This is a genomic window from Selenomonas sp. oral taxon 149 str. 67H29BP (assembly GCF_000146365.1).
GTDB lineage: Bacteria > Bacillota > Negativicutes > Selenomonadales > Selenomonadaceae > Centipeda > Centipeda felix.
On the sequence record NZ_GL397087.1, the window covers coordinates 640765 to 661056 of the forward strand.

Annotated in this window: 12 protein-coding genes and 1 riboswitch; of the genes, 2 read left to right on the forward strand and 10 right to left on the reverse strand. The window is 54.6% G+C overall.

Translation table 11 applies throughout. The features are described from left to right. Positions 1-129: 129 nt before the first annotated feature. Positions 130-783, forward strand: a complete 654-nt coding sequence (gene thiT, locus HMPREF9166_RS03140; protein WP_039980906.1) for an energy-coupled thiamine transporter ThiT — start codon at positions 130-132, stop codon at positions 781-783. A 39-nt stretch (positions 784-822) separates the two neighbouring features. Here the strand turns inward: thiT and HMPREF9166_RS03145 are convergent, their stop codons facing one another. The 4 genes from HMPREF9166_RS03145 to HMPREF9166_RS03160 form a co-directional block, all read right to left on the reverse strand. Continuing rightward, entirely contained in the window at positions 823-1482 is a 660-nt protein-coding gene (locus tag HMPREF9166_RS03145; protein WP_009442610.1) for a TatD family nuclease-associated radical SAM protein, read from the reverse strand. Between the two features lie 68 nt (positions 1483-1550). After that, positions 1551-2384 (reverse strand): pyridoxamine kinase, encoded by an 834-nt coding sequence (locus tag HMPREF9166_RS03150; protein WP_009442611.1) that lies wholly within the window; start codon positions 2382-2384, stop codon positions 1551-1553. Further along, the gene (gene queF, locus HMPREF9166_RS03155) at positions 2381-2872 is read right to left on the reverse strand and encodes a preQ(1) synthase (protein WP_009442613.1); all 492 of its coding nucleotides are present in this window, start codon (positions 2870-2872) and stop codon (positions 2381-2383) included. Before queF ends, HMPREF9166_RS03150 begins: the two co-directional genes overlap by 4 nt. Next, positions 2872-4563 (reverse strand): bifunctional diguanylate cyclase/phosphodiesterase, encoded by a 1692-nt coding sequence (locus HMPREF9166_RS03160; RefSeq protein WP_009442614.1) that lies wholly within the window; start codon positions 4561-4563, stop codon positions 2872-2874. Before HMPREF9166_RS03160 ends, queF begins: the two co-directional genes overlap by 1 nt. A gap of 279 nt (positions 4564-4842) precedes the next feature. On the opposite strand from HMPREF9166_RS03160, the gene trxA reads away from it, so the two are divergent. Further along, complete coding sequence (trxA, locus tag HMPREF9166_RS03165) at positions 4843-5157, forward strand: thioredoxin (RefSeq protein ID WP_009442615.1); 315 nt, start codon at positions 4843-4845, stop codon at positions 5155-5157. A gap of 271 nt (positions 5158-5428) precedes the next feature. Here the strand turns inward: trxA and HMPREF9166_RS03170 are convergent, their stop codons facing one another. The 6 genes from HMPREF9166_RS03170 to infC all read right to left on the reverse strand — a co-directional run bounded on the left by HMPREF9166_RS03170 (position 5429) and on the right by infC (position 20100). Beyond that, complete coding sequence (locus HMPREF9166_RS03170; protein WP_009442617.1) at positions 5429-15007, reverse strand: autotransporter outer membrane beta-barrel domain-containing protein; 9579 nt, start codon at positions 15005-15007, stop codon at positions 5429-5431. Positions 15008-15034: 27 nt separating this feature from the next. Further along, positions 15035-17515, reverse strand: a complete 2481-nt coding sequence (locus HMPREF9166_RS03175) for a TonB-dependent receptor (protein WP_009442618.1) — start codon at positions 17513-17515, stop codon at positions 15035-15037. Between the two features lie 281 nt (positions 17516-17796). Beyond that, positions 17797-17972, reverse strand: a riboswitch (cobalamin riboswitch). A gap of 92 nt (positions 17973-18064) precedes the next feature. Further along, positions 18065-18895, reverse strand: a complete 831-nt coding sequence (locus HMPREF9166_RS03180; protein WP_009442619.1) for an RNA methyltransferase — start codon at positions 18893-18895, stop codon at positions 18065-18067. Positions 18896-18945: 50 nt separating this feature from the next. Continuing rightward, complete coding sequence (rplT, locus tag HMPREF9166_RS03185) at positions 18946-19299, reverse strand: 50S ribosomal protein L20 (protein ID WP_009442620.1); 354 nt, start codon at positions 19297-19299, stop codon at positions 18946-18948. Positions 19300-19349: 50 nt separating this feature from the next. Beyond that, complete coding sequence (gene rpmI, locus HMPREF9166_RS03190) at positions 19350-19547, reverse strand: 50S ribosomal protein L35 (protein ID WP_039980908.1); 198 nt, start codon at positions 19545-19547, stop codon at positions 19350-19352. Next, positions 19534-20100 carry a translation initiation factor IF-3 gene (infC, locus tag HMPREF9166_RS03195; RefSeq protein WP_009442622.1) on the reverse strand — a complete coding sequence of 189 codons (567 nt, stop codon included), beginning with the start codon at positions 20098-20100 and terminating at the stop codon, positions 19534-19536. The genes rpmI and infC overlap by 14 nt, the downstream gene beginning before the upstream one ends. Between the last annotated feature and the right edge of the window lie 192 nt (positions 20101-20292).

Genomic DNA, 20292 nt, shown 5'->3' on the forward strand with positions numbered 1-20292 from the left:
GATAAGATGAAGGGAATGTCTGCAAAGAGCACATTTTCAATTTGAACAAACATCGTTTTTATAGTATTCTATACGAAGTACCGGACACCGATGTCCCCCACACAAATTGTATCCCCACAGGAGGTCTCCATGGATACACTCATGAAAAGTACTGCCGATCTGATCGCGCAGCCGACCAGTCTCTTTGCGCTGCTCGCCGTACTCATCCTGATCCTCGGCTATCTGCAGATGCGGCGCATTCACTTCACGACCCACATGCTCATCAGCGTCGCACTGATGCTCGCGCTCACGATCGTACTGCATCAGCTGCGCATCTTTCACATGCCGCAGGGCGGCAGCGTCACCATCGGCGGGATGATTCCCCTCCTCTTTCTCACCTACCGTTACGGGGCGGGCATCGGCTGTCTCGCGGGCTTCCTCTACGGCATGATCAACCTCATGCAGGATGCGTTCATCCTGCACCCCCTGCAGGTGCTCTTCGACTATCCGCTGCCCTATATGGCACTCGCGATTGCCGCTGCCGTACCGGGACGGATCTTCACGGGAGCCGCACTCGCCTTTGCGGCACGCTTCGCTTGCCACTTTATCTCGGGTGCTGTATTCTTCGGCTCGTACGCGCCGGAGGGAATGTCGCCCTATCTGTATTCCCTCGTGTTCAACGCGACCTACCTCGTCCCCGAGGCGGTGATCTGCTTCATCCTGTTGCGCGTACTCCCCGTGCCGCGCCTCCTCGCCGCGATGGACCGGCAAACGCCGCTCTATGGGGCGAAGCTGACGCTATAATGGCTTAGGGAATGACGGTGATCTGAAAGCAGTGAGCCCTTAGCTGTCCTCGTACGTGCGCACGCGCAGGGTCAGTCCGCGCTCCGCACAGATCTTGCGGCAGCGAGCGATCTCCTCCTCGTTCTCCACCTTCTCCACGACGGTGAGTACGACATTTGGAATATAGGGCTTGCAGTGCTCGGCAAAGGTGAGCATCGCCTCATAGGAACCGATGCCGAACTTCGAGCGCGTGAGCGCAAGATAACGCTCGGCATTCGATGCATTGAGACTGATGGAGATGGTGTCGAGCAGCCCTGCAAAGCGCTGTGCAAAGACGGTGCCATGCTCCAGCTCGCCCAGTCCGTTCGTATTGACGCGCGTCGGCACCTGCGGATGATTTTTCTTGACATGGCGCAGGACACCGAGCACTATGTCTAGGCGCATCAGGGGCTCTCCGAAGCCGCAGCATACGACTTCGGAGATGTATTCCCACGGCAGGCGGTCGAGCTCTTCCGTGATCTCAGAAAGTGTCGGGTCATGGTCAATCCAGAGCGAGGACTCCTTCGCCATCTCCTTCATGCTGCGCAGACAGAAAACGCAGTCACAGTTGCAGGAGTTCGTAATATTGACGTAGATGGCACGCTTGCCCTCAGGCTGTTCGCGCAGACTCTCCTCCATCGGCAAATAACGTCCGCCCGCATGGGTCGCGTAAACAATCATAATATGCTCCTAATTATACACAGAAATGAGAAAAGCTGCCCTTACGGCAGCTTTTTTGTTGTACATCCTTACAGTTTGGTCAGCTCGCCCATAAATTCCTCAAAGGGCAGCCCGTAATTCCACGGCAGATCCAGCTCCTCCGCATAGGTGAGGCAGTGACCGATAAAGTCGGCGGCACATTTCACCCCGTCCGCAAGTGGGACACCGCGCACGAGGGACGCCGCGACAATCGCCGCAAACACATCACCCGAACCGGAACGATCACGCCCGATCTTCACATGGTCGTAGCAGCGGCTCTCTCCATCCTCATAGAGGTACGTGCGCACGCAGTCACCCGCGTGAAGGCCGGTAATGACAACAGCACGCGGCCCCATCGCTGCGAGCTGGTATGCCATGTGAGACAGCTCTGCATCGGTCACTGCGCCGCCCGGCGGATACGGCAGATCGAGGAGCTGACACGCCTCCGTGAGGTTCGGCGTCACGACGTCTGCGTACGGCATAAGCTGACGCATCTTCGCACAGAGTGCGGGCGTATACGAGGAGTAGAGCTTTCCATGATCTCCCATCACGGGATCGACAATGACCAGCGTGTCCTTGCCCTTAAACGTATGCACCGCATCGAGCACGACCTCGATCTGCTCCTCCGAGCCGAGAAAGCCCGTGAGGATCGCATCGAAATCGAGATCGTTCTCCGCCCAGTTCTCCATGTACGGGCGCATACGCGCCGTGTAATCGTCGAGATAGTGGTTCGGAAAGCCCGTATGTACGGAAAGAATCGCCGTCGGGAGCGGGCATGCCTGGACGCGCATCGCAGAGATCAGCGGGAGCTGGACTGCCACTGAGCAGCGGCCAAAGCCCGTGATGTCATTGATGAGAGCGATCCGTTTTTGCCGCGCCGTCAACGGTTGTCCACCCGTTCTGGTACACGGTCGTGCTGTGCGAGGCGCTCCCACGCCAGTGTCTCGTACTTGGTCCCCGAGATGCCGTAGTTTGCATAGGGGTCGATCGAGATACCGCCGCGCGGCAGGAATTTCCCCTGTACTTCGATGTACTTCGGTGCCATCAGGCGGATCAAATCACGCATGATGACATTGACAACATCCTCGTGGAAGTCGCCGTGGTTGCGAAAGCTCACCAGATAGAGCTTCAGTGATTTGCTCTCGACCATGCGCTCCGCCGGCATATAGGAAATATAGATCGTTCCGTAGTCCGGCTGCCCCGTAATCGGACAGAGTGTCGTAAACTCGGGGCAGTTGAAGCGTACCCAGTAGTCGTGATCCGTATGCTGATTTTGAAAGGTCTCCAATGCCTCAGGCGCATAGTCATATCCGTAGTCCGTCCGCTGCGCGCCGAGTGAGGTCAGCCCCTCCTCTGCTTTTTCTCTTCCCATTACATCCCCAAAAACTTTTGTTCAAATACATCCTGCGGTTCAGGGCGTCCAAAGAGATAGCCCTGAATCGTATCGGTCTTGCAGATCTTGACGAGGCAGTCGTACTCGTCCTGACTCTCTACCCCCTCGATGCAGGTGGTCTTGCCGATGCTGTGGCAAAGCTCCACCGTATACTCGACGAGCTTCTGATCGAAATGATTGTCCAGAATCCGCATGACAAACGCACGGTCGATCTTGATGATATCACAGTTCAGATTCTTGAGTGAGGACAGCGAGGAGTACCCCGTACCGAAATCATCCATGGCAATTTTGATGCCATGCAACCGAAATGCATCGAACTGCGCATTGACAAATTTCAGATCGCTGACGATCTTGCTCTCCGTCAGTTCGAGGACGACGGCATCCGGCGGCATATCATGCCGATGCAGGCAGTCCTCGATGAACTTAAGGAACGAGAGATCCTTGATCTGCTCATAGCTCATGTTGACACTCATGCAGAAGTTCGGAATCTTCTTCCGCCACTCCTTGCAGACGCGCAGTGCCTGCTCAAAGATCCATCGCCCGACGGGCACAATGGTCTTAGTCTCCTCAAGGATGCGGATGAATTCCATGGGCGCGACCATGTGCCCCTTTTCGTTCTTCCAGCGGAGCAGCGTCTCCGCACCGACAATATGCTGGTCGTCGCCTGCGACCTGCGGCTGGAAGTAAAGCTCGAAATTGCGGCAGCCAGCCTTGACATCCTCAAGAATTTGCTCCTGAATCGTCAGCGACCGCAGCCAGCGGTTATAGACCTCCTTTGAGAACGCATTCAGTCGGTTCTTTCCGCCGGCTTTCGCCGTATCCAGTGCCGCCTGCGCGTATTTATGCAGAACAAGAGGATCACGCGCCGCCTGTGGATAGAACACCATGCCCGCCGACATGGTGACAAGATACTGCCGTCCGTCATATACCTGCGGGTGCGCGAACTCGCGCTGAACGCGGATGAAAAACTCCCTCAGCATCTCCTCATCTGCCTCCGGATAGATGAGTCCGAACTCATCACCATCCAGGCGATAGAGTGAAAGACGCCGCGGCACATTCTGCAGGATACACTCCGAAATCTCCCGCAGAATCACGTCACCGATCTCATGGTTAAACGCCTCGTTCACCGTGCGGAAATTATCGATGCCCATGACGAGGAGACCGCCGCCCTTCCCCGTCTCACGTGCTGCGCGCAGTGCCTCGCCAAGATCCTCAGTGAACTGATAGCGGTTCAGCAGTCCCGTCACCGAGTCTGCTGCATTACGGCGTGCAAGCTGGCTGATCGTCCCAACGAAGAGATTCGGATGTCCATCCTCGGACAGTCCGATCTTCCCCTTCAGGCGCAGCCATGTGAGATCGCCCTTCGCATTCGTAATACGAAAGTCCAGCTGCCGTTCCCGCCCCTCCGTCACGTCCATCAGCGAGGAAAATATCGCATCAAAGGCGCGGCGATCCTGTACGCAGATCAAGGGATGCAGCACGTCGGCGACATGAGTCAGCGTCTCCGATGGCAGCGCATAATCACGGACAAACGTGGGTGAAGCAAGAAACACATCGGCAGCCGGATCCATCATGAAAGCATAGTCAGAGGTCGTGTTTTTCATCAAATCAAAGATCCGCTTGTTCTGCCTGAGTATCGGGCTCAGCGGTGCTCTTTTCTTCCCTGCCATCTTCCGTTCCCCTCTTCTCCATCACTCTATGGCAAATAAATTAAACTTTCTCTTTTATTATTATATACTTTTTCTTCGGGACATGCAACCAACGGCCGCAAGGAAGAGCTCTTATTATTAGGAAAAAAGATTCAATGACTTTTTCCTATATCTCTTGAAAAAATTTCTTTTTTTTTATAATAATAGGCAGCGTTCATAGAAGCACGGATAAACAAAAGTTCATCACCATCGGCGTGGTATTATCCGTATATCCATACTACTGCAAAGGAGATTCAGGCTGTGGCGGTCATCGAATTAACGAGAGAAACATTTGCATCCGAAGTCCTAACGGAAAATCGTACGGTCGTCGTCGATTTTTTGGCGACATACTGTATGCCGTGCCGTATGCTCATTCCCGTGCTGGAGGAAGCCTCCACCGCACGCAGCGATGTCAAGTTCTGCAAGATCAATGTGGATGATGCACAGGACATTGCCGAGCGATACGGCGTGATGAGCATGCCGATCCTCATCTTCTTCAAGAACGGAGAACCCGTCGATGAGTCCGTCGGGCTCATCACGAAGGATGAACTGCTCGCCATGCTGGAGAAGTGCTGATCATTCAGCACCGCCGATCTGACGGACTTCATTTTATCAGCAATTCCCTAGAAAGAACAAATAGAATAGTCGCTCTGCTGCATGACGGTGTTTCACTGCGTGCAGCATTTTTTATATGATATCCCCTGCGCAAGCCACCGCCATCGGTATAAATTCACCAATCGAAATAGCCTTTTTTCCTGTACACGCACAAAAAAAGCGCAGAAAAACTTTCCTGCGCTTTTTTATCAATCTACGCTGCCCCGACAAACTTCATCTTATCAGCAATTCCCTAGAAGCTCCAGCGCATACCGGCATCCATACGCCATGCGGTTTTGATGTCGCCGCCGAAGGTCTTCTCGAAGTTGCCGTACAGGTTCGTGCGGTCGTTGAGTTTCACCGTGCCGCCGAGCTGCACGCCGACCCACGTATCGCTGCCGTTCTGCATCGTGCTCTTCGGTGTAAAGCCGTCCGAGTAGTCCGTATGCAGGTCGCCTGCGAACTCGTGGTAGAGCGAGACTCTCGCATAGTACGTGCTGCGCTCGGTCTCCTTGCCAAAGCCAAAGCCGAGACGCCCGATGAAGCTGTCAAACGGCTTCTGGTGCACATACATGTTCATGCCGATGTAGTCTGTGCTGCCGGTATAGCTTACACCGTTCAGATGGCTGTAAATCAGCTCAGCCTGCGGCTCAATGAAGGTTCCTCCCTTCATCGCGATGCGCTTGCCGTACTCTGCCGAAAGCGAACCGCCCCATGTGCTGTAATCCCCCTTCACATAGTGGCCGAAGTCGTTGTAGACGGTGTACTCGTTGTTCAGGCGGCCGACCTTTGCGATGAGATCGACATACTGTCCGGATTTGCCCGTCCATGTGCCGTAGATGCCGAGGTTGCCCTCTTTGTTCTTGCCGCTGCCGGCTGCGTAGGTGGAGGAGCCATTCATGTAGCTTCCTGCAATACCGACGCGCCAGTCATTTCCAACCTTCTTGTCATAGCCGACCTGAATGGTGGAATAGTTCATGCGGAAGTTGGCATTGTCCTTGTTGCTGGTAGCTTTGCCGCGGTAGGCACGTGCCCAGATACCGGTATCCTGCGGCGAGAGACGGAGGTCGCCCATACGCTTCATGAGGTCGTTCGCCTCAGCCCGCCAAGCCATCGAGGATGCGGTCATCGCGGATTTGACGCCGCTCATGAGTTTTGTCTCATAGTCACCGTATTCGATCTGCGTATTTGGATTGGGATTGGGATTCGGATTGGGGTTCGGATTCGGGTTTGGATTGGGGTTCGGATTCGGGTTTGGATTGGGATTCGGATTCGGATTGGGGTTCGGGTTGGGATTCGGGTTCGGTTCTGTTGCCGGCGTGTAGACGTAGCCGCCCTGGCCGCTCGCCGCATCGAATGTGATGTTCTCGATGCGCTTGCTTGCAGACGATGTCGTGAGGCCCTCAGCGATCTCAGCCTTACCCGTGAGATTCCTCTCTCCCGTCGTATAGGCCGTATAGTAGAGCTTGTTCGCGAGTGCGTTGAGCGCTGCGCTCACGAGATTCTTGTCTGCTGCCTTTGTGGATTCCGGATTGAGGCCGACATTGTCTGTCACCATCTTGACGAGACTGCCTGCCGCCGCTTTCCCGATCGTGACCTTTCCGCCGCAGATCGTCGTCGGCGTCGCTGCGTCGTGGCGATAGAGCATCGTCGTCGAACCGTTGAACTCATCGATCATGAGATCGCCCGTCTCGCCAAGTCCCTTCTCCTCAATGGAGGAAGAACCCGTCTTTACGGGGGCGCCGCTGAGGCTTTGACTCGACGCGAGGAAACGGTTCGTTCCCGTCATGTCGATGAAGCCGCCTTCGCCCGTGAAATACTTAACTTTGCTGATTGCGGCGTTGTTGTCCTGGTCTTTCTGCTCCGGCGTGATGGCGTTGTGCCAGATCGCACCGTCGGAAAGTTTAAGCTGCAAATTGTCTCCAATATTGAAGCCTGTCCAGTTCGTGCCCGCGCCGCTCATCTCCACCTTCATAGAGCCGTTGGAGAATCCCTTCCAATAGGCACCGTTCTTCATAAAGAGGTTGACTGCACCGAGCTGGCCCGGCGTCACACCGTAGCCGCGCGTATCGGCATAGTTGCCGATCCAGTGTGAATCCGCGGTCGCAAGACCAACGCTCACACGGCCTTTCGTGCCCATGCCGCCGTTCGTGACGATATCGCCCTCGACAACGGCGCGGTTCGTACCGGCACCGTTCGCGAGACCGTCCGCTCCCTTCGTGACGTTGAAGTTGACGGCACCGTAGTTCTGCGTGACAAATTCGCCATAGGCGCGGATCGCTGCCCATGCACCATTGATGGCACGGATGGAACCGCCGCCGATGTCAATCTTCGAGGCGACAGCACTCACCGCTTCATTTGCGCCCTTGCCGTTTGCCGCATCATTTCCGTCTGCCAGCACATCAACAAGACCGTCGATCGTGATGTTCGACTCGACACCGTTCACACCGTTCATCGACTTGATGACGGCAACGTTCGTCTTTGCGGTTCCATTGGAACGCATCTTCAGCACCTTATCCTCAAGGTTGCTGCCGCCGTTCTGAATGTGGAGCGCGCCGCCGCCGTTGACAAAGAGCGCCGCAGTCTGTCCGCCTGCCGTGCTCTCTGCATCAATAGAGATGGCTCCGGCATTCTTGATATTGACTTTCGAGTTCTTGCCAATGGACGAGATGCCAGTCGTGCTGACATCCGTCTTTGTATTGACGGCGAGGTTCTTTCCGCTCAGATCGATATCGAGTATCTTTCCATTATTGGCACTGGATATCGCCGCGCTGATATTGCTCATCCACGCGCCGGCCGAAATCAAATCCTTGCCGGTCGTAATGGTGGAGTCTTTCGTGAAGATATACCTGCCGTCTGCCTTGCGGACACCGGCATTCACATACGGAGCATCATGCACCTCATCGCCTGTGATGGCGGTGGTGAACTCCGTCTGTGTCTGAGCGTCCGGTGGCTCCACAGCGGGGGTATAGACATAGCTGCCCTGGCCGCTCGCCGTGTCGAACGTGATATTCTCAAGGCGTTTGCTTACAGACGATGTGGTCAGACCTTCGGCAATCTCCACCTTGCCTGAGAGGCTGCGTTGACCGCTCGTATATGCGGTGTAGTAGAGCTTCTTTGCCAGAGCGTCGAGCGCTGCGTTCACGAGATTCCTGTCGGCGGCCTTTGCGGATTGCGTATTGAGTCCCGCATTGTCCGTCGTCAGTGTGATGACGCTGCTGCCGCCCGCTGCGTTTTTGATGCGGAAGTCGCCGCCCGTCATCACCGTCGGCGTCGCGGCATCGTGCTCGTAGAATACGCGCGCATAGCCACTGTAGTTGTCGATCGTGATGTCATTGGCGTTCTTCTGAAAGATCACACCCGCATGGGAGGCGTCACTGCCGCCCGTAAACGAGGCAAGATGACTGCCCAGCCACTTGTTTGTAACACCGGATTTTCGTTCATTCGTCCAGTGGGCACCATTTTGCAAGGTCAAATTGAACTGCCCCACATCGTGTGCCGTGAAGCCGCCCTTCTGGAAATCCGCCCGATTGACGTCATACGTCGCGGCGCCCATCCACGAAGAATCTGCCGTTGTCAAAGAAACATTCAGTACACCATTCGAGTCAAAATCGACAAGTTGTCCACCGGTGTATTCGACTGTCTTCTTTCCATACTCACGCGTAACATACATATCACCTGTGATGTTTGTCCGTCTGCTTCCGCTGATGCCCTCTGGCGTATTGATGTTCACCGTGCCCTTTTGGACATGTACGGCACGATACTGCTTCGTTTGATCGACGTCCTCGGCAGCCGACATCGTACCGCCGCCGACATCGATCACGCTGTCTGCGCCGACAGTCTTCAGCACACTGCCCTTGATATTCTGAATATCGACATTGCCCTTGACTGTAATCTTGGACTCATCGGCCGTTGTTTGGAGTGCAGCCAGATTGCGTCCGTCATCTGCGCCCTTATTTTTCGTATCCACGCGGTCAGCACGCACGGACTGCACGGTGAGATCACCGTCGATCGTAACGTCGCTCGGAGAGCCGATGGTACCGGAGGTCTGAATAGCCGTCGCATTGTATCCCTTCGCATGAACGTCTTCGATCGTAACAGGGCCTTGAATATAGATATGGGCATTCGCATCCGTCTGGATGCCGTTCGCCGCACGTGTATCCGTATTCGAGGCCTTAATGGTCAGCGCCTTTTTCTCACCACTGTTCACAATCCGAATGCTCTTGTTGTTGCCGCCGTAGATCGCACTGGCAATCTGGTTCTTACTGTTTGCCTCAATGCGCAGGCTGTGCCCGTTCATATCGACGACCATCGGATGCTGCTTGTCATAGGCACTGTTTTCTGTATAGAGCGCCGAGACGACGCGGTTTCCCTTGGTATTTGGCTGTGCAGCAAGTGCCTGGCGGTCATAGGTCAGCGTTTCCGATTCCTTAATCGGATCGGTCGTCACCTCGGACTGCGGCGTATAGACATAGCTGCCCTGTCCCGTCGTCCCGTCGAACGTAATATCTTCGATGCGTTTGCTGGCCGCCGATGTTGTCAGACCTTCGGCGATCTCCGCCTTGCCCGTGAGATTCCTTTCCCCCGTCGTATAGGCCGTGTACCAGAGCTTGTTGGCCAGCGCATTGAGCGTCGCGCTGACAAGGTTCTTGTCCGCCGCTTTCGTCGATTCCGTATTGAGACCCGTGCTGTCCGTCGTCAGCGTGATGGCGCTGTCTGCCGCCGCGTTCTTGATGCGGAAGTCGCCGCCCTTCATCGTCGTCGGCGTTGCCGCTTCATGCGCGTAGAATACGCGCGTATAGCCGCTGTAGTTGTCGATCGAAATGTCCTTGTCGTTCTTCTGGAAGATCACCCCCGCATTGCTGGCATTGCTGCCGCCTTTCAAAGAGACAAGACGGCTGCCAGCAAAAGAGATCTTTTCGAGAACAGCAGAGGACTGATTCCAATCTTGATTGTTCCACACGGCACCGTTCGTCAATAAGAGGCTCACTCCATTTGCTGCCTCTCCCTCCTTATGAACAACACCGTTCAAAGCGGACTCCGCTGTAGCCAGTGACAGATCTGTACTGCCATTGGCTCCTGAATGAATATTTCCACGCAAGATTACTTCATGCGTGCCTCCCTTGTTTACCTTGATGGTCCCATTGTTGTCGATAGACCAACCATCCAAAGAGGATTTATTCAGTGTGACATCCAGACCGTCCGTCTCGATTGCAGCATCCTTACTCGCAGAAAGTCCCTTTGCCGCATCACCGCCCGTGGCAGATATATCCAAATTCCCTGTTATTTTGACTGTTGAGCCGTTCTTAGCATTCCAAACACCATATGCCTTTCCCGTGCCACTCTTGACATTGATCTTTACCGTATCTGCAGCAATCGCAATGCCCTTTTCCCCACTGTTTTTAATCCCCGTGACAAGCCCGTTATTTCCTTCTCCCTTGACCGTCAGCACATGTCCACCAGCATCAATCGTCAGCGGATTTTTGGGAAATCCCGTGTTGGAAATGGCTCCGGCATAAGATGTCTTGGATATGGTCGTATCCTTCGTGAACTTATAGTTTCCCGGACTAGGTTCAACATTGGCATCCTTGTACTCGGCAACTTCCTTCTGCGTGAGCTGCTCAGTGAACTCCGTCTTCGTCTGCTCCCCGCTCGGCGGGGTCGGAGGGGTTGGCGGAGCCGGTGTATAGCTGCCTTGTCCGCTCGCCATATCGAATGTGATATTCTCAATGCGCTTGCTGGCAGCAGAAGTGGTTAGTCCTTCAGCGATCTCCGCCTTGCCGGAGAGATTTCTTTCGCCCATCGTATAGGCCGTGTACCAGAGCTTGTTGGCGAGCGCATTGAGCGTATTATCCACCAGCTTCTTATCGGCGCCCGATGCTGCCTCCGTATTCAAACCGCTGTTGTCCGTCGTCAGCGTAATGCTGCTGCCCTCAGACGCCTTGCCAATCTTCAGCGCAGCGCCGATGATCGTTGTCGGCGCTGCAGCGTCATGCGTATAGAATACACGCGTATTGCCGCTGTAGTTGTCGACCATGATATCCTTGCTGTCTCTCTGGAAGATCACGCCCGCATGAGCAGCATCATCGCCGCCCTTGAGGAAACGCAGCCAACTCCCTGTGAATTTCGCTGCAGTGAGTGCACTCTTCTGCTTGTTGTAGTCCCCATTCGCCCAAACTGCACCGTTCTGCAGGGTCAGCACATTGCCTTTTGCTGCGCCGTTTTGCTGAAGAATGACCGGGAGACTGAATGCTTCATCCTCTTCTTCATCCTCGCCGTCGCTCGGCGCCACCTTTTGGATGACGCCGTTCAGGGCGGACTGCCCTGTCGTCAGCGAGATATTGGTGTTTCCTTCCTCACCCGTCTGGACATTGCCGTTGATGACCACCTCATGGCTGCCGTCGCTGTTGACCGTAACCGTGCCATTGCTGTTGCTGATGGCCCAAGCGCCGCCCACCGAATCCTTGTTCAGCTCTACATGCAGCCCATCCGTTTCAATCGCTGCGCCTCGACTCGTGACGAGCCCCTGCGCAGTCTGGCCGCTCTGCGCCTTGATATCGAGATCACCCTTGATTGTGATGACAGAGCTGTCCTGATTATTGCGTATGCCAAAAGCACGACCGTCGCTGCTCTTTACATCAATCTTCAGCGTATCCGCCGTGATCTTTATGCCATCCTTGCTGTTGTTGTCCACACCGAGGATAAAGTTGCTGCCGTCGCCGATCAAGGTCAGCTTATGCTCCCTTGCATCGACATTGAGCAGCTGTTTTGGATAGGTTGCTGCTGCGATGATGCCGTCATAGGAGCTTCTGCGAATCGTCGTGTCCTTCGTGAACTTGTAATTGCCGGGCGACGGCTCGACATTGGCCGCCTTGTACTCGGCAACTTCCTTCTGTGTAAGCTGCGAGGTGAACTCCGTCTTTGTCTGTTCCGTGCTTGGCGGCGGAGGTGTAGGACCTCCACTGACGTAGCTGCCGCGTTCCGTCGCAAAGGTAATGTTTTTATTGATGGAGGAGGCCGTCAGTCCCTCACCGATCGCGAGTTTGCCTTTGAGTTTCCCGTCGGCGAAATTCTTGTACGTCAGCTTATTGGCAAGCGCATTCAATACGGTGTCTTGATTGGCTGCTGTCACCCCGTTTGCGTCGGTAAAGAGCGTGAAAACATTCTCAGTTCCCACAGCCTTGCCGATGACAATATCACCCCCCTTAAAGGCTGTTGGTGTTGCTTCATCATGCCGATAAACAGCTGTTGTATGGCCGCTGTAATTATCAAGCGTCATTGCATCCGAATCCTTTTGGTAGATGATGCCGCGTGTGGCCTCTGTCGTCCCGCCATAGAAATTGGTGACACGGCTTCTGCCGACATAGATCTTCTTTCCTGCGACATCAGTGAGCGCGCCCGCGCCGATGTCTTCGTTGTCCTGATAGTAGCGCGCATTGCGCCCCTCATTCAGCCATGCTGCACCGTTCTGCAGATAGAGATTCGCCGTACCGCCGTTATCCACAAGGCCGTGCAGGTAGGACTTGTCTGTCATGAGGGCGACGTCGAGTCTGCCCTTGGGCAGCACAAATAGGTCGCCGTCGAGCTTTACATCAGCAATTTCATTTATTTTTTTGCCGTTGCCGAGTTTCGTCCCGTCATCGCCCATATTCATGGAAATCGCGCCCTGATAGGCGGCAAGCGCATAGTAGCTGTACTTCATAGCGGCAGGCACTTGGATGGAGCCGCCGCCTGCGATGCGTACGCTGCTGTCCTTCGCATTCGTCGTCACGCCGTTGCCGTAGACGGTCATATCCACATCGCCGTTTACGGTCACATTGCTCTTTTCGACCTGCGTAAGAATGCCTGCATTGTTGAAGCGCGAGAATACATTCTCACGATTGAGCGGAATACCCCACTGATCCGTCTGTTCACCTGCGATCTTCAGATTGCCGTTGATGCGGATCCCCGATGTGGTGCCCGCTTCATAAGATTTTTCTCCAAAACGGTCACTCTTTTGGATCGCGACGCCGTTGCCGCCAAGGCCGCCTGTCATCGAGATACTGAGCGGTCCGTTGATGGTAAGCTGCGCCGCCTTGTTTTTCATCGCATCAAGCTGAACGGCATTTGTCAGGGTATTGCCGCCGTCAAGCCCTCGCGTGAGGATATTGATGCCCTTTGCCGCACTTACCGTGAGATCCGTTCCCCTGGCATAGATTCCCGTCGGATTTCCCACCGTGTTTTCCACCTGCAGCTGCAGGAGGTTTTTCTTTGCGCTGATATTAAGGCGCTTACCTCCGGCTGCAGAAATCGCCGCAAGCACATTCGTCGACTTGTCGCCGAGCTTATCCTGCCCGATGCTGACAACGGTATCACCGTCCCAGCTCTGCCGCGTCGTGACCGTATCGGTGTATACGGCATTGTCTTTCCAGACGGCATTCTCATTGCGTGTCGCTGCGGTCGTCGTTCCGCCCAGTTCCGGCGGCAGCGTCATGACGACGGATGCCGTCGTGCCGTAGACCCAGTCCGGCTCGATCATCGTGATCTTGTTGAAGCGGCTGAATGCCTTGTTCTCGGAGAAATCCTTCGCCTGCCATATATGTTTCGCCGCATCATCGCCGTCCGTATAGGCCTGCAGAGTATCGCCAAGCTCCAGCCAGAGACGCTTCGTATAGTATTCGGCGTTGAGCTTGCCGAACCATCCCTCCTGTTCGTGCGCAACGGCAATCTCCGTCCAATCGTCGGGATGTTCCGACATCAGATTGGACATGGTCGTCTGGTAGACATGCGCATTGATCTGGCTGCCGCTTGGGCTGAGATTGTACGTCATGACGTAGGCAGTGCCGTTCGGCAGGATCTTCAGATCGCGCATATCCTCGCCGGTTCCCTTGACATGCTCTGGAATAGAAGCGCGGCGCTGCTCCGTGCCCAGGATGCGCCCCGTATTCTGATCGATCTTGGCGATGTTGAGCGCCGTATAGTGGGTATTGCCCGTCCCGTTATAGTGCTGATAGCCGCCGATGCAGGAAATGAGGATATGGTCGTTGAACTTATTGAGTCTGCCCTGATCGATGTTGCGGCTGATGCGCGTATAGCTGCCGAACTTCAGGGTGCCGTCGTCCTGGATGTCGTACTGCATCAGGAAGCCGTCATCGTAGGGATCATAGCCCCCAAGCGGATTGACGGACGCCGCCACATAGAGCCTGCGCCCCTCGACGAGCAGCGCCTCACCGTGCACCTGTGCTTTTGCAGGGTCACCCGTGTAGGTTTTGTCTTTCTCGCCCTTTGAATCTTCGTCGAGGTTTTTGAACGTCTCGGTGAAGTTGTAGCCGCAGTACTGCTTGATGTCATTCTTGAGGTTGACAACAGCTCTTTTGTTTTCCATCAATCGCTTGCCGTTTTGGCGCACGACACCGATCTGCCCGAGATCATAGCCGGTCATATAAATATATTCATCGCTGCCTGCCGCCGCATGCATATTCGGTACATCTGCCGTCTTTCCGCTCGCCACGCTCGCCGCCGCACCAGCAGAATTTGGATCGATGAGTTTCGTCCCTTCCAGTTCCGTCGTGCTATAGGTGTATTGACGCAGCAAGACCATACTCTTGCCTTTCTGATGGAAGCCAAAGGATGCGGGATCGCGGTTGAGGTTTTTCAGCACGCCGACCTGGGGATCGGCATCCACCTGCGTCGTCACTCGGGAACCAGTCACGGTCCCCATCTCGCTGTTTCCGTAGTCCGATGGGACGGTCGAGACGAGGTTTGCCGCACTTGCAGTCGAAGCACAGAGCAGTCCGCCCATAATGAGAACAGAAAGCCGCATACGCTGCACTTTACCAAAATGCGATTTCATAATGCTCCTCCTTTTATCGGTGATTCTTTAGAACTCATAGCGGAAGCTCATATAGTAAGTGCGTCCCTGCAGCGGATACTCGATATTTACCCAACTGGGTTCGCTTAAGTAACGCTGCACGCTGTGCACCTTTAGCTTCGACGCTGCATCGAACACGTCATTGCAGCCAATCGACAGCGTCATATCCTTGCGCGGCGACCACTTGAATCCCAAGTTGATTGTTTTCAACGCCGCTCTCGGCCTGCCGGCAAGTTCCTTTTCCACAGGATCCCTGACCTGCGGGATGGCATAGTGCGTGTAGTACTGCGAAACATAGTGTCCCTCACCGAAGAAGAGCCACTTCTCCGTCGGACGATAGGTCAGTCGGAGATTGCCTTCCCACTTCGGTTGATAGGTTGGGCGCACCTCGAACCAATCATAATGGACGCCCGGGGAGGAGTCCCTGCGCTGCGCCGCTATATTGAGGTACGTGCCTTCGAGGTCGAGATCGAATTTCTTCCAGTGGAAATTCGTCTGCAGCTCAATGCCGTGCGCCTTCCCGCGCATATCGTTGAAGTACGAGCTGTAGTTGAGTCCTGCACGGTAGAGGTAGAGCATGCGCTGTGTATCGCGCCAGAAATATGTGAGCGTCGTTCGATTATCTGCCCCAAGGAACTTGCCGTCCCAAATGGCACTGAGATCAAACTGCTTGCCATACTCGGGCTGTGGAAATTTCGCGCCGCTCCCCTTGTAATCCATTGGAGCCGGCATGATTCCTGCGCCGTCACCTGCGATTTCGTACATATTGAGCAGGCGGAAGTAGGTGCCGCCCGTCATACGCATCGTAAAGTGGTTGTTGAATTCTTTTTTTAATGCGAGCTGCCATGTCACCTTGGAATCCACCTGACTGTCCTCCGGGTGAACCCAGCGATATGTTTTGAGTGGATTGAATCGACCGAACTGACTGTATCCTATAATCTGTGAACGATTGTAGCGGATGGCAGGCGTCAGCTGCCATGAACGCTTCTTGTCAAGCGTAATTGTATCCTGCAGCTGCAAGTTAAAGATATTTTGATCGAACTGGTTGCGCATCTGTGCCCAGAGATTGCCGATACCCGCCTGCACGTCATCGATGACCTCATTAAGCCCATCGCCGTCAATATTCATGCGCTCGTGAGAGTAATTCATCTGGAAGTCGAGCATATTGTTCTTGCTGAGCTGATAGGTACCGTCCACCTGTACATTGTATTTCTTCGAGCGATAGCGGCTCCACTCCCGCATGGGAATCTTAATCATGTATCGCAGACCGTCGTGAATATTCTCGGCGCGGTAGTCCTTGCTCTGGGTGAGGTAGTCGACCATCCAGCCCCATTCATAGTTCTTTCCTATATAGCGGCGCTGTACGAGCAGCTCCTTTGCACTGATTTTTTGATGCCGCTTGTCGTATTTATAGAGATCGTATTTATCAACGAGAAGCCCCGGCTGAATCATATCGAAATAACTTCGATAATCGACCCAGAGACTGTCGGGCAGATGCCGATCGACAGTCTTGTATGTTCCCTTGATCATCCAATCGTCATTCTGCCATTTGACAAGCAGATCCGAATTGCTGTAGTCATTGTATTGCCGCCGGCGGTGCGGATCATCCGCAGCAGTAACCAACCGGCCCCCATTGTCCTCCAGCCACTGGATGCAATCATCTACATTCTGCTGCCATGCTCCGGCGCCATGTGCGATATCAAACGCGGCTTTCCCTGCTGGTGTCATAGCGAGGTAGCCTTGGAGTTCTGTCCGTGTCGCAACGATCTGTCGTCCAATGTCGGTATTTGTATAGAACTGCTCCGCCGCATAGCTGCGGTAGGGGAAGTCACCATCACGCGATTCGTGATTGTAGCCAAAAAGCAGGCTGCCAGCACCTAGGGGGGCTGTGATCTCAACGGAGGCTTTTTTCCCGCCGAAGGAGCTCGGTCCAATCTCGGCGGATCCATGTGCGCCCGTCGGTTTCTTCGTCACGACGTTGATGATGCCGCCGATGAAGGTGCCCGCAAAGCGAGCCGGGATGTAGCCGCGGTAGACCTCGATGCGCTCGATATTGCTGACGGGGATCGTCGAGATATCGACCGCCGCATCGCCGCCGAGGTTCGTCAGCACGCCGTCGACGAATACGCCGACCTGTGCTGCCGTCGAGCCACGTACGGTGACCGTCGTATACTGCCCCTTGCCCTGCACCTCGCGTACATGCACGCCGGGAACCATCTTGAGAAAGTCAGGCAGTGTCTTTTGTTCGCCCTTGAACTCCTCTGGGCGTATAATGGTCACGGTGCCGGGGGAGAGAATATCTTCCCATGTGGGACGCTTCGCCTCGACGGTGATATCAGAAGTGCTATATTTCAACGGAGGACTCGATGATGTCGGCTCCATCTGAACCATGGCAGATGCCTGTTCTTCTTCCCCGCCAGTATCAGTTGCGGTACCTCTTGCTGCGGCAATCATCGGATGATGCAGCGCACCAGACAACAGCATACCCATAACGCCCAACACAAGCCGTCTTTGTTTCCGTCGAGACAACATAGATTATCCTCATTTCTGTAGAATTACCAAAATAAATAATCCCGTCATTATATTCAGTCAATAGTATAGAACATACTGGACTCTCCTTTCAAAAAAATACCGCCTTCTGAACGAAGGCGGTCATATCATTTCAAAAAGGCGGCAGAACAAACCTGCCGAAGATACTCTGCTTCACAAAGAAGCAGAGATGATCCCCTTCCCATCGCTCGCAGGTACCGATTCCGAACAACGTCCGAATCGACGGTGATGTTAAAGCAGGCAATTCTCCTGGCTCAGATTCCTCACCCTGTCAAACCTTCCCAGAATTTCTTCCAGTGGCATACGATGACGGGGCTCCTCTTACAGTGGCGGGACCGCTTCGGCTTATACCGAATTCCTTATTAAGTCTTTCGACACCTGTTTCCTTACAATATGAATTTTTTCACTCTTATGATATTACAAATTAGTTTATTTTGTCAATAATATAAAAGAATCTTTTTATAGTTCTATGTGATAAAACTATATCTATTATATCCCTGCGTAGCTGCGCTGACGCATCGACTCATAGAGGATCGCTGTGGCGGCCGAGGCGACGTTGAGCGACTCCGCCTGCCCACACATTGGGACGTAGAGGTGCTGACACGCGCCCAAGAGGCGCTCCGATACACCGTTTGCCTCGTTGCCGAGGACGACAATCGTGGGGCGGCACAGATCCGCTGCAAAATGCGTCACAGCATCGGCGTCGCACGCAGCCGCATAGAGATATAGGCTTTGCTCCTGTGCGAAACGCAGGAGTTCCTCATCATCGACGCCGCTGATAAAGGGAACGTAAAACAGAGAGCCCATCGTTGCACGGACGACCTTGCTGCTGTATACATCCGCACAGCCGCGCAGGAGTATCACGCCCGCTGCGCCCGCTGCATCTGCCGTGCGCAGAATCATGCCGACGTTGCCGGGATCCTGCACACGATCAAGAGCCAGATAAAACGGTACTTTCTCCGCCGCGTGTACGAGATCGGTCAATGATCTGCGGGGGGGACGCTGCATCAGCAGCAGGATTCCCTGCGGCGCGTCCGTCTCCGCGCAGGCGGCAAAGAGCCGCGGCGGGACACAGTTAACCGGCACGCCGCGCAGATGCAGCTGCTCTGCCAGTATGGCAGCTCGCTCCGCTGCCAAGGCACGCTCCGTCAATACGGCGTGTAGGATCTGTCCGTCTGAGCGCGCTGCCATCTCGGCAAGGCGCAGTCCCTCCACCAAGAATACATTTTCCTTGGCGGCGCGGCGCGAACTTCGTACCAGCACGGAGAGGCGGCGGATGAGTGGGTTCTCCGCACTCGTGATTGTCTCGATCTTTTTCATCGTATAAAAAGAGCCTGATGAATCCGATGACTCATCAGGCTGCTCCCATCTTACTGATTTTCCTTTGCGACGTTCACAAGCTGCGTGAATGCCGCTGCATCGGCAATGGCGAGATCAGCAAGCATCTTGCGGTTGACCTCGACCCCTGCATTCGTCAGACCCGCGATAAAGCGGCTGTACGAGATGCCGTTCGCACGCACTGCTGCATTGATGCGTGCGATCCAGAGACGACGGAACGTGCCCTTCTTTGCACGACGGTCACGGCGCGCATAGTAAAGCGCCTTCATGACGGTCTCGTTTGCCTTCTTGAACTGCTTGCTGCGCGAGCCGCGATAGCCCTTGGCAAGCTTCAAAATCTTCTTATGACGACGGTGTGCCGTAACACCGCTCTTTACTCTTGGCATAGCAATTCCTCCTGTTTCCTACCCACGTAGGGTTCTCTTCATTGCCCCGTTTATGCGTAGGGGAGCATCTTGCGGATGCGCTTGTAGTCCGAATTGTCAGCAAGTGCTGCCTTGCGCAGGTTGCGCTTGCGCTTCGGCGTCTTCTTCTCCAGAATATGTCTCTTGTACGCCTTGTTACGGCGGAATTCTCCGCTCCCTGTTACGGTGAAGCGCTTTGCTGCAGCGCGGCGCGTTTTAATCTTCGGCATCGCCATTTCCTCCTTTATCTTCCTGCTTCGCGGGTTTTGCCGCCTTGGCGGGCTTCTGCACCTTCGGCGAAAGAATCATCGTCATATTCTTTCCCTCGAGCTTCGCACCGCGTTCGATCGACACGAGATCGCCCAGCCGTTCGGAGACGCGGTCGAGAACCACGCGCCCGAGTTCCGGATGGGAGAGCTCACGCCCACGGAACATGATCGTCACCTTGACCTTGTTGCCCTCTTCGACGAAGCGGAGCGCATTCTTCAGCTTGACATTAAAGTCATGCTCGTCGATGTTCGGACGCAGCTTGACTTCCTTGATGCTGATGGTCTTTTGCTTCTTCTTCGCTTCTTTCTCACGTTTCTGCTGCTCATAGCGGAACTTTCCAAAGTCCATGATGCGGCAGACGGGCGGCTTCGCCTTCGGCGCCACCTCGACCAGGTCGAGATGCTGCTCCTCCGCCATGCGAAGGGCATCGCGCGTCAGCATAATGCCAAGCTGTTCCCCCTCCGCACTGGTGACACGCACCTCACGGATATGGATTTCCTCATTGATTCGCAAAGATTCCCTGCTTATGGCAAGAACACCTCCTGGTACGGATGCGCATGATTACGCCATCCGGCAATAGAAAAGGGCGGCATAAAGCCACCCTCATACATTCTCTCATGCAACCCGTCAGACATCTATGCCCGCAGGTGAGAAGCGGTGGCTTCTGCTTTCAACGTGAGATATATTACCACAGATCGGAGTATC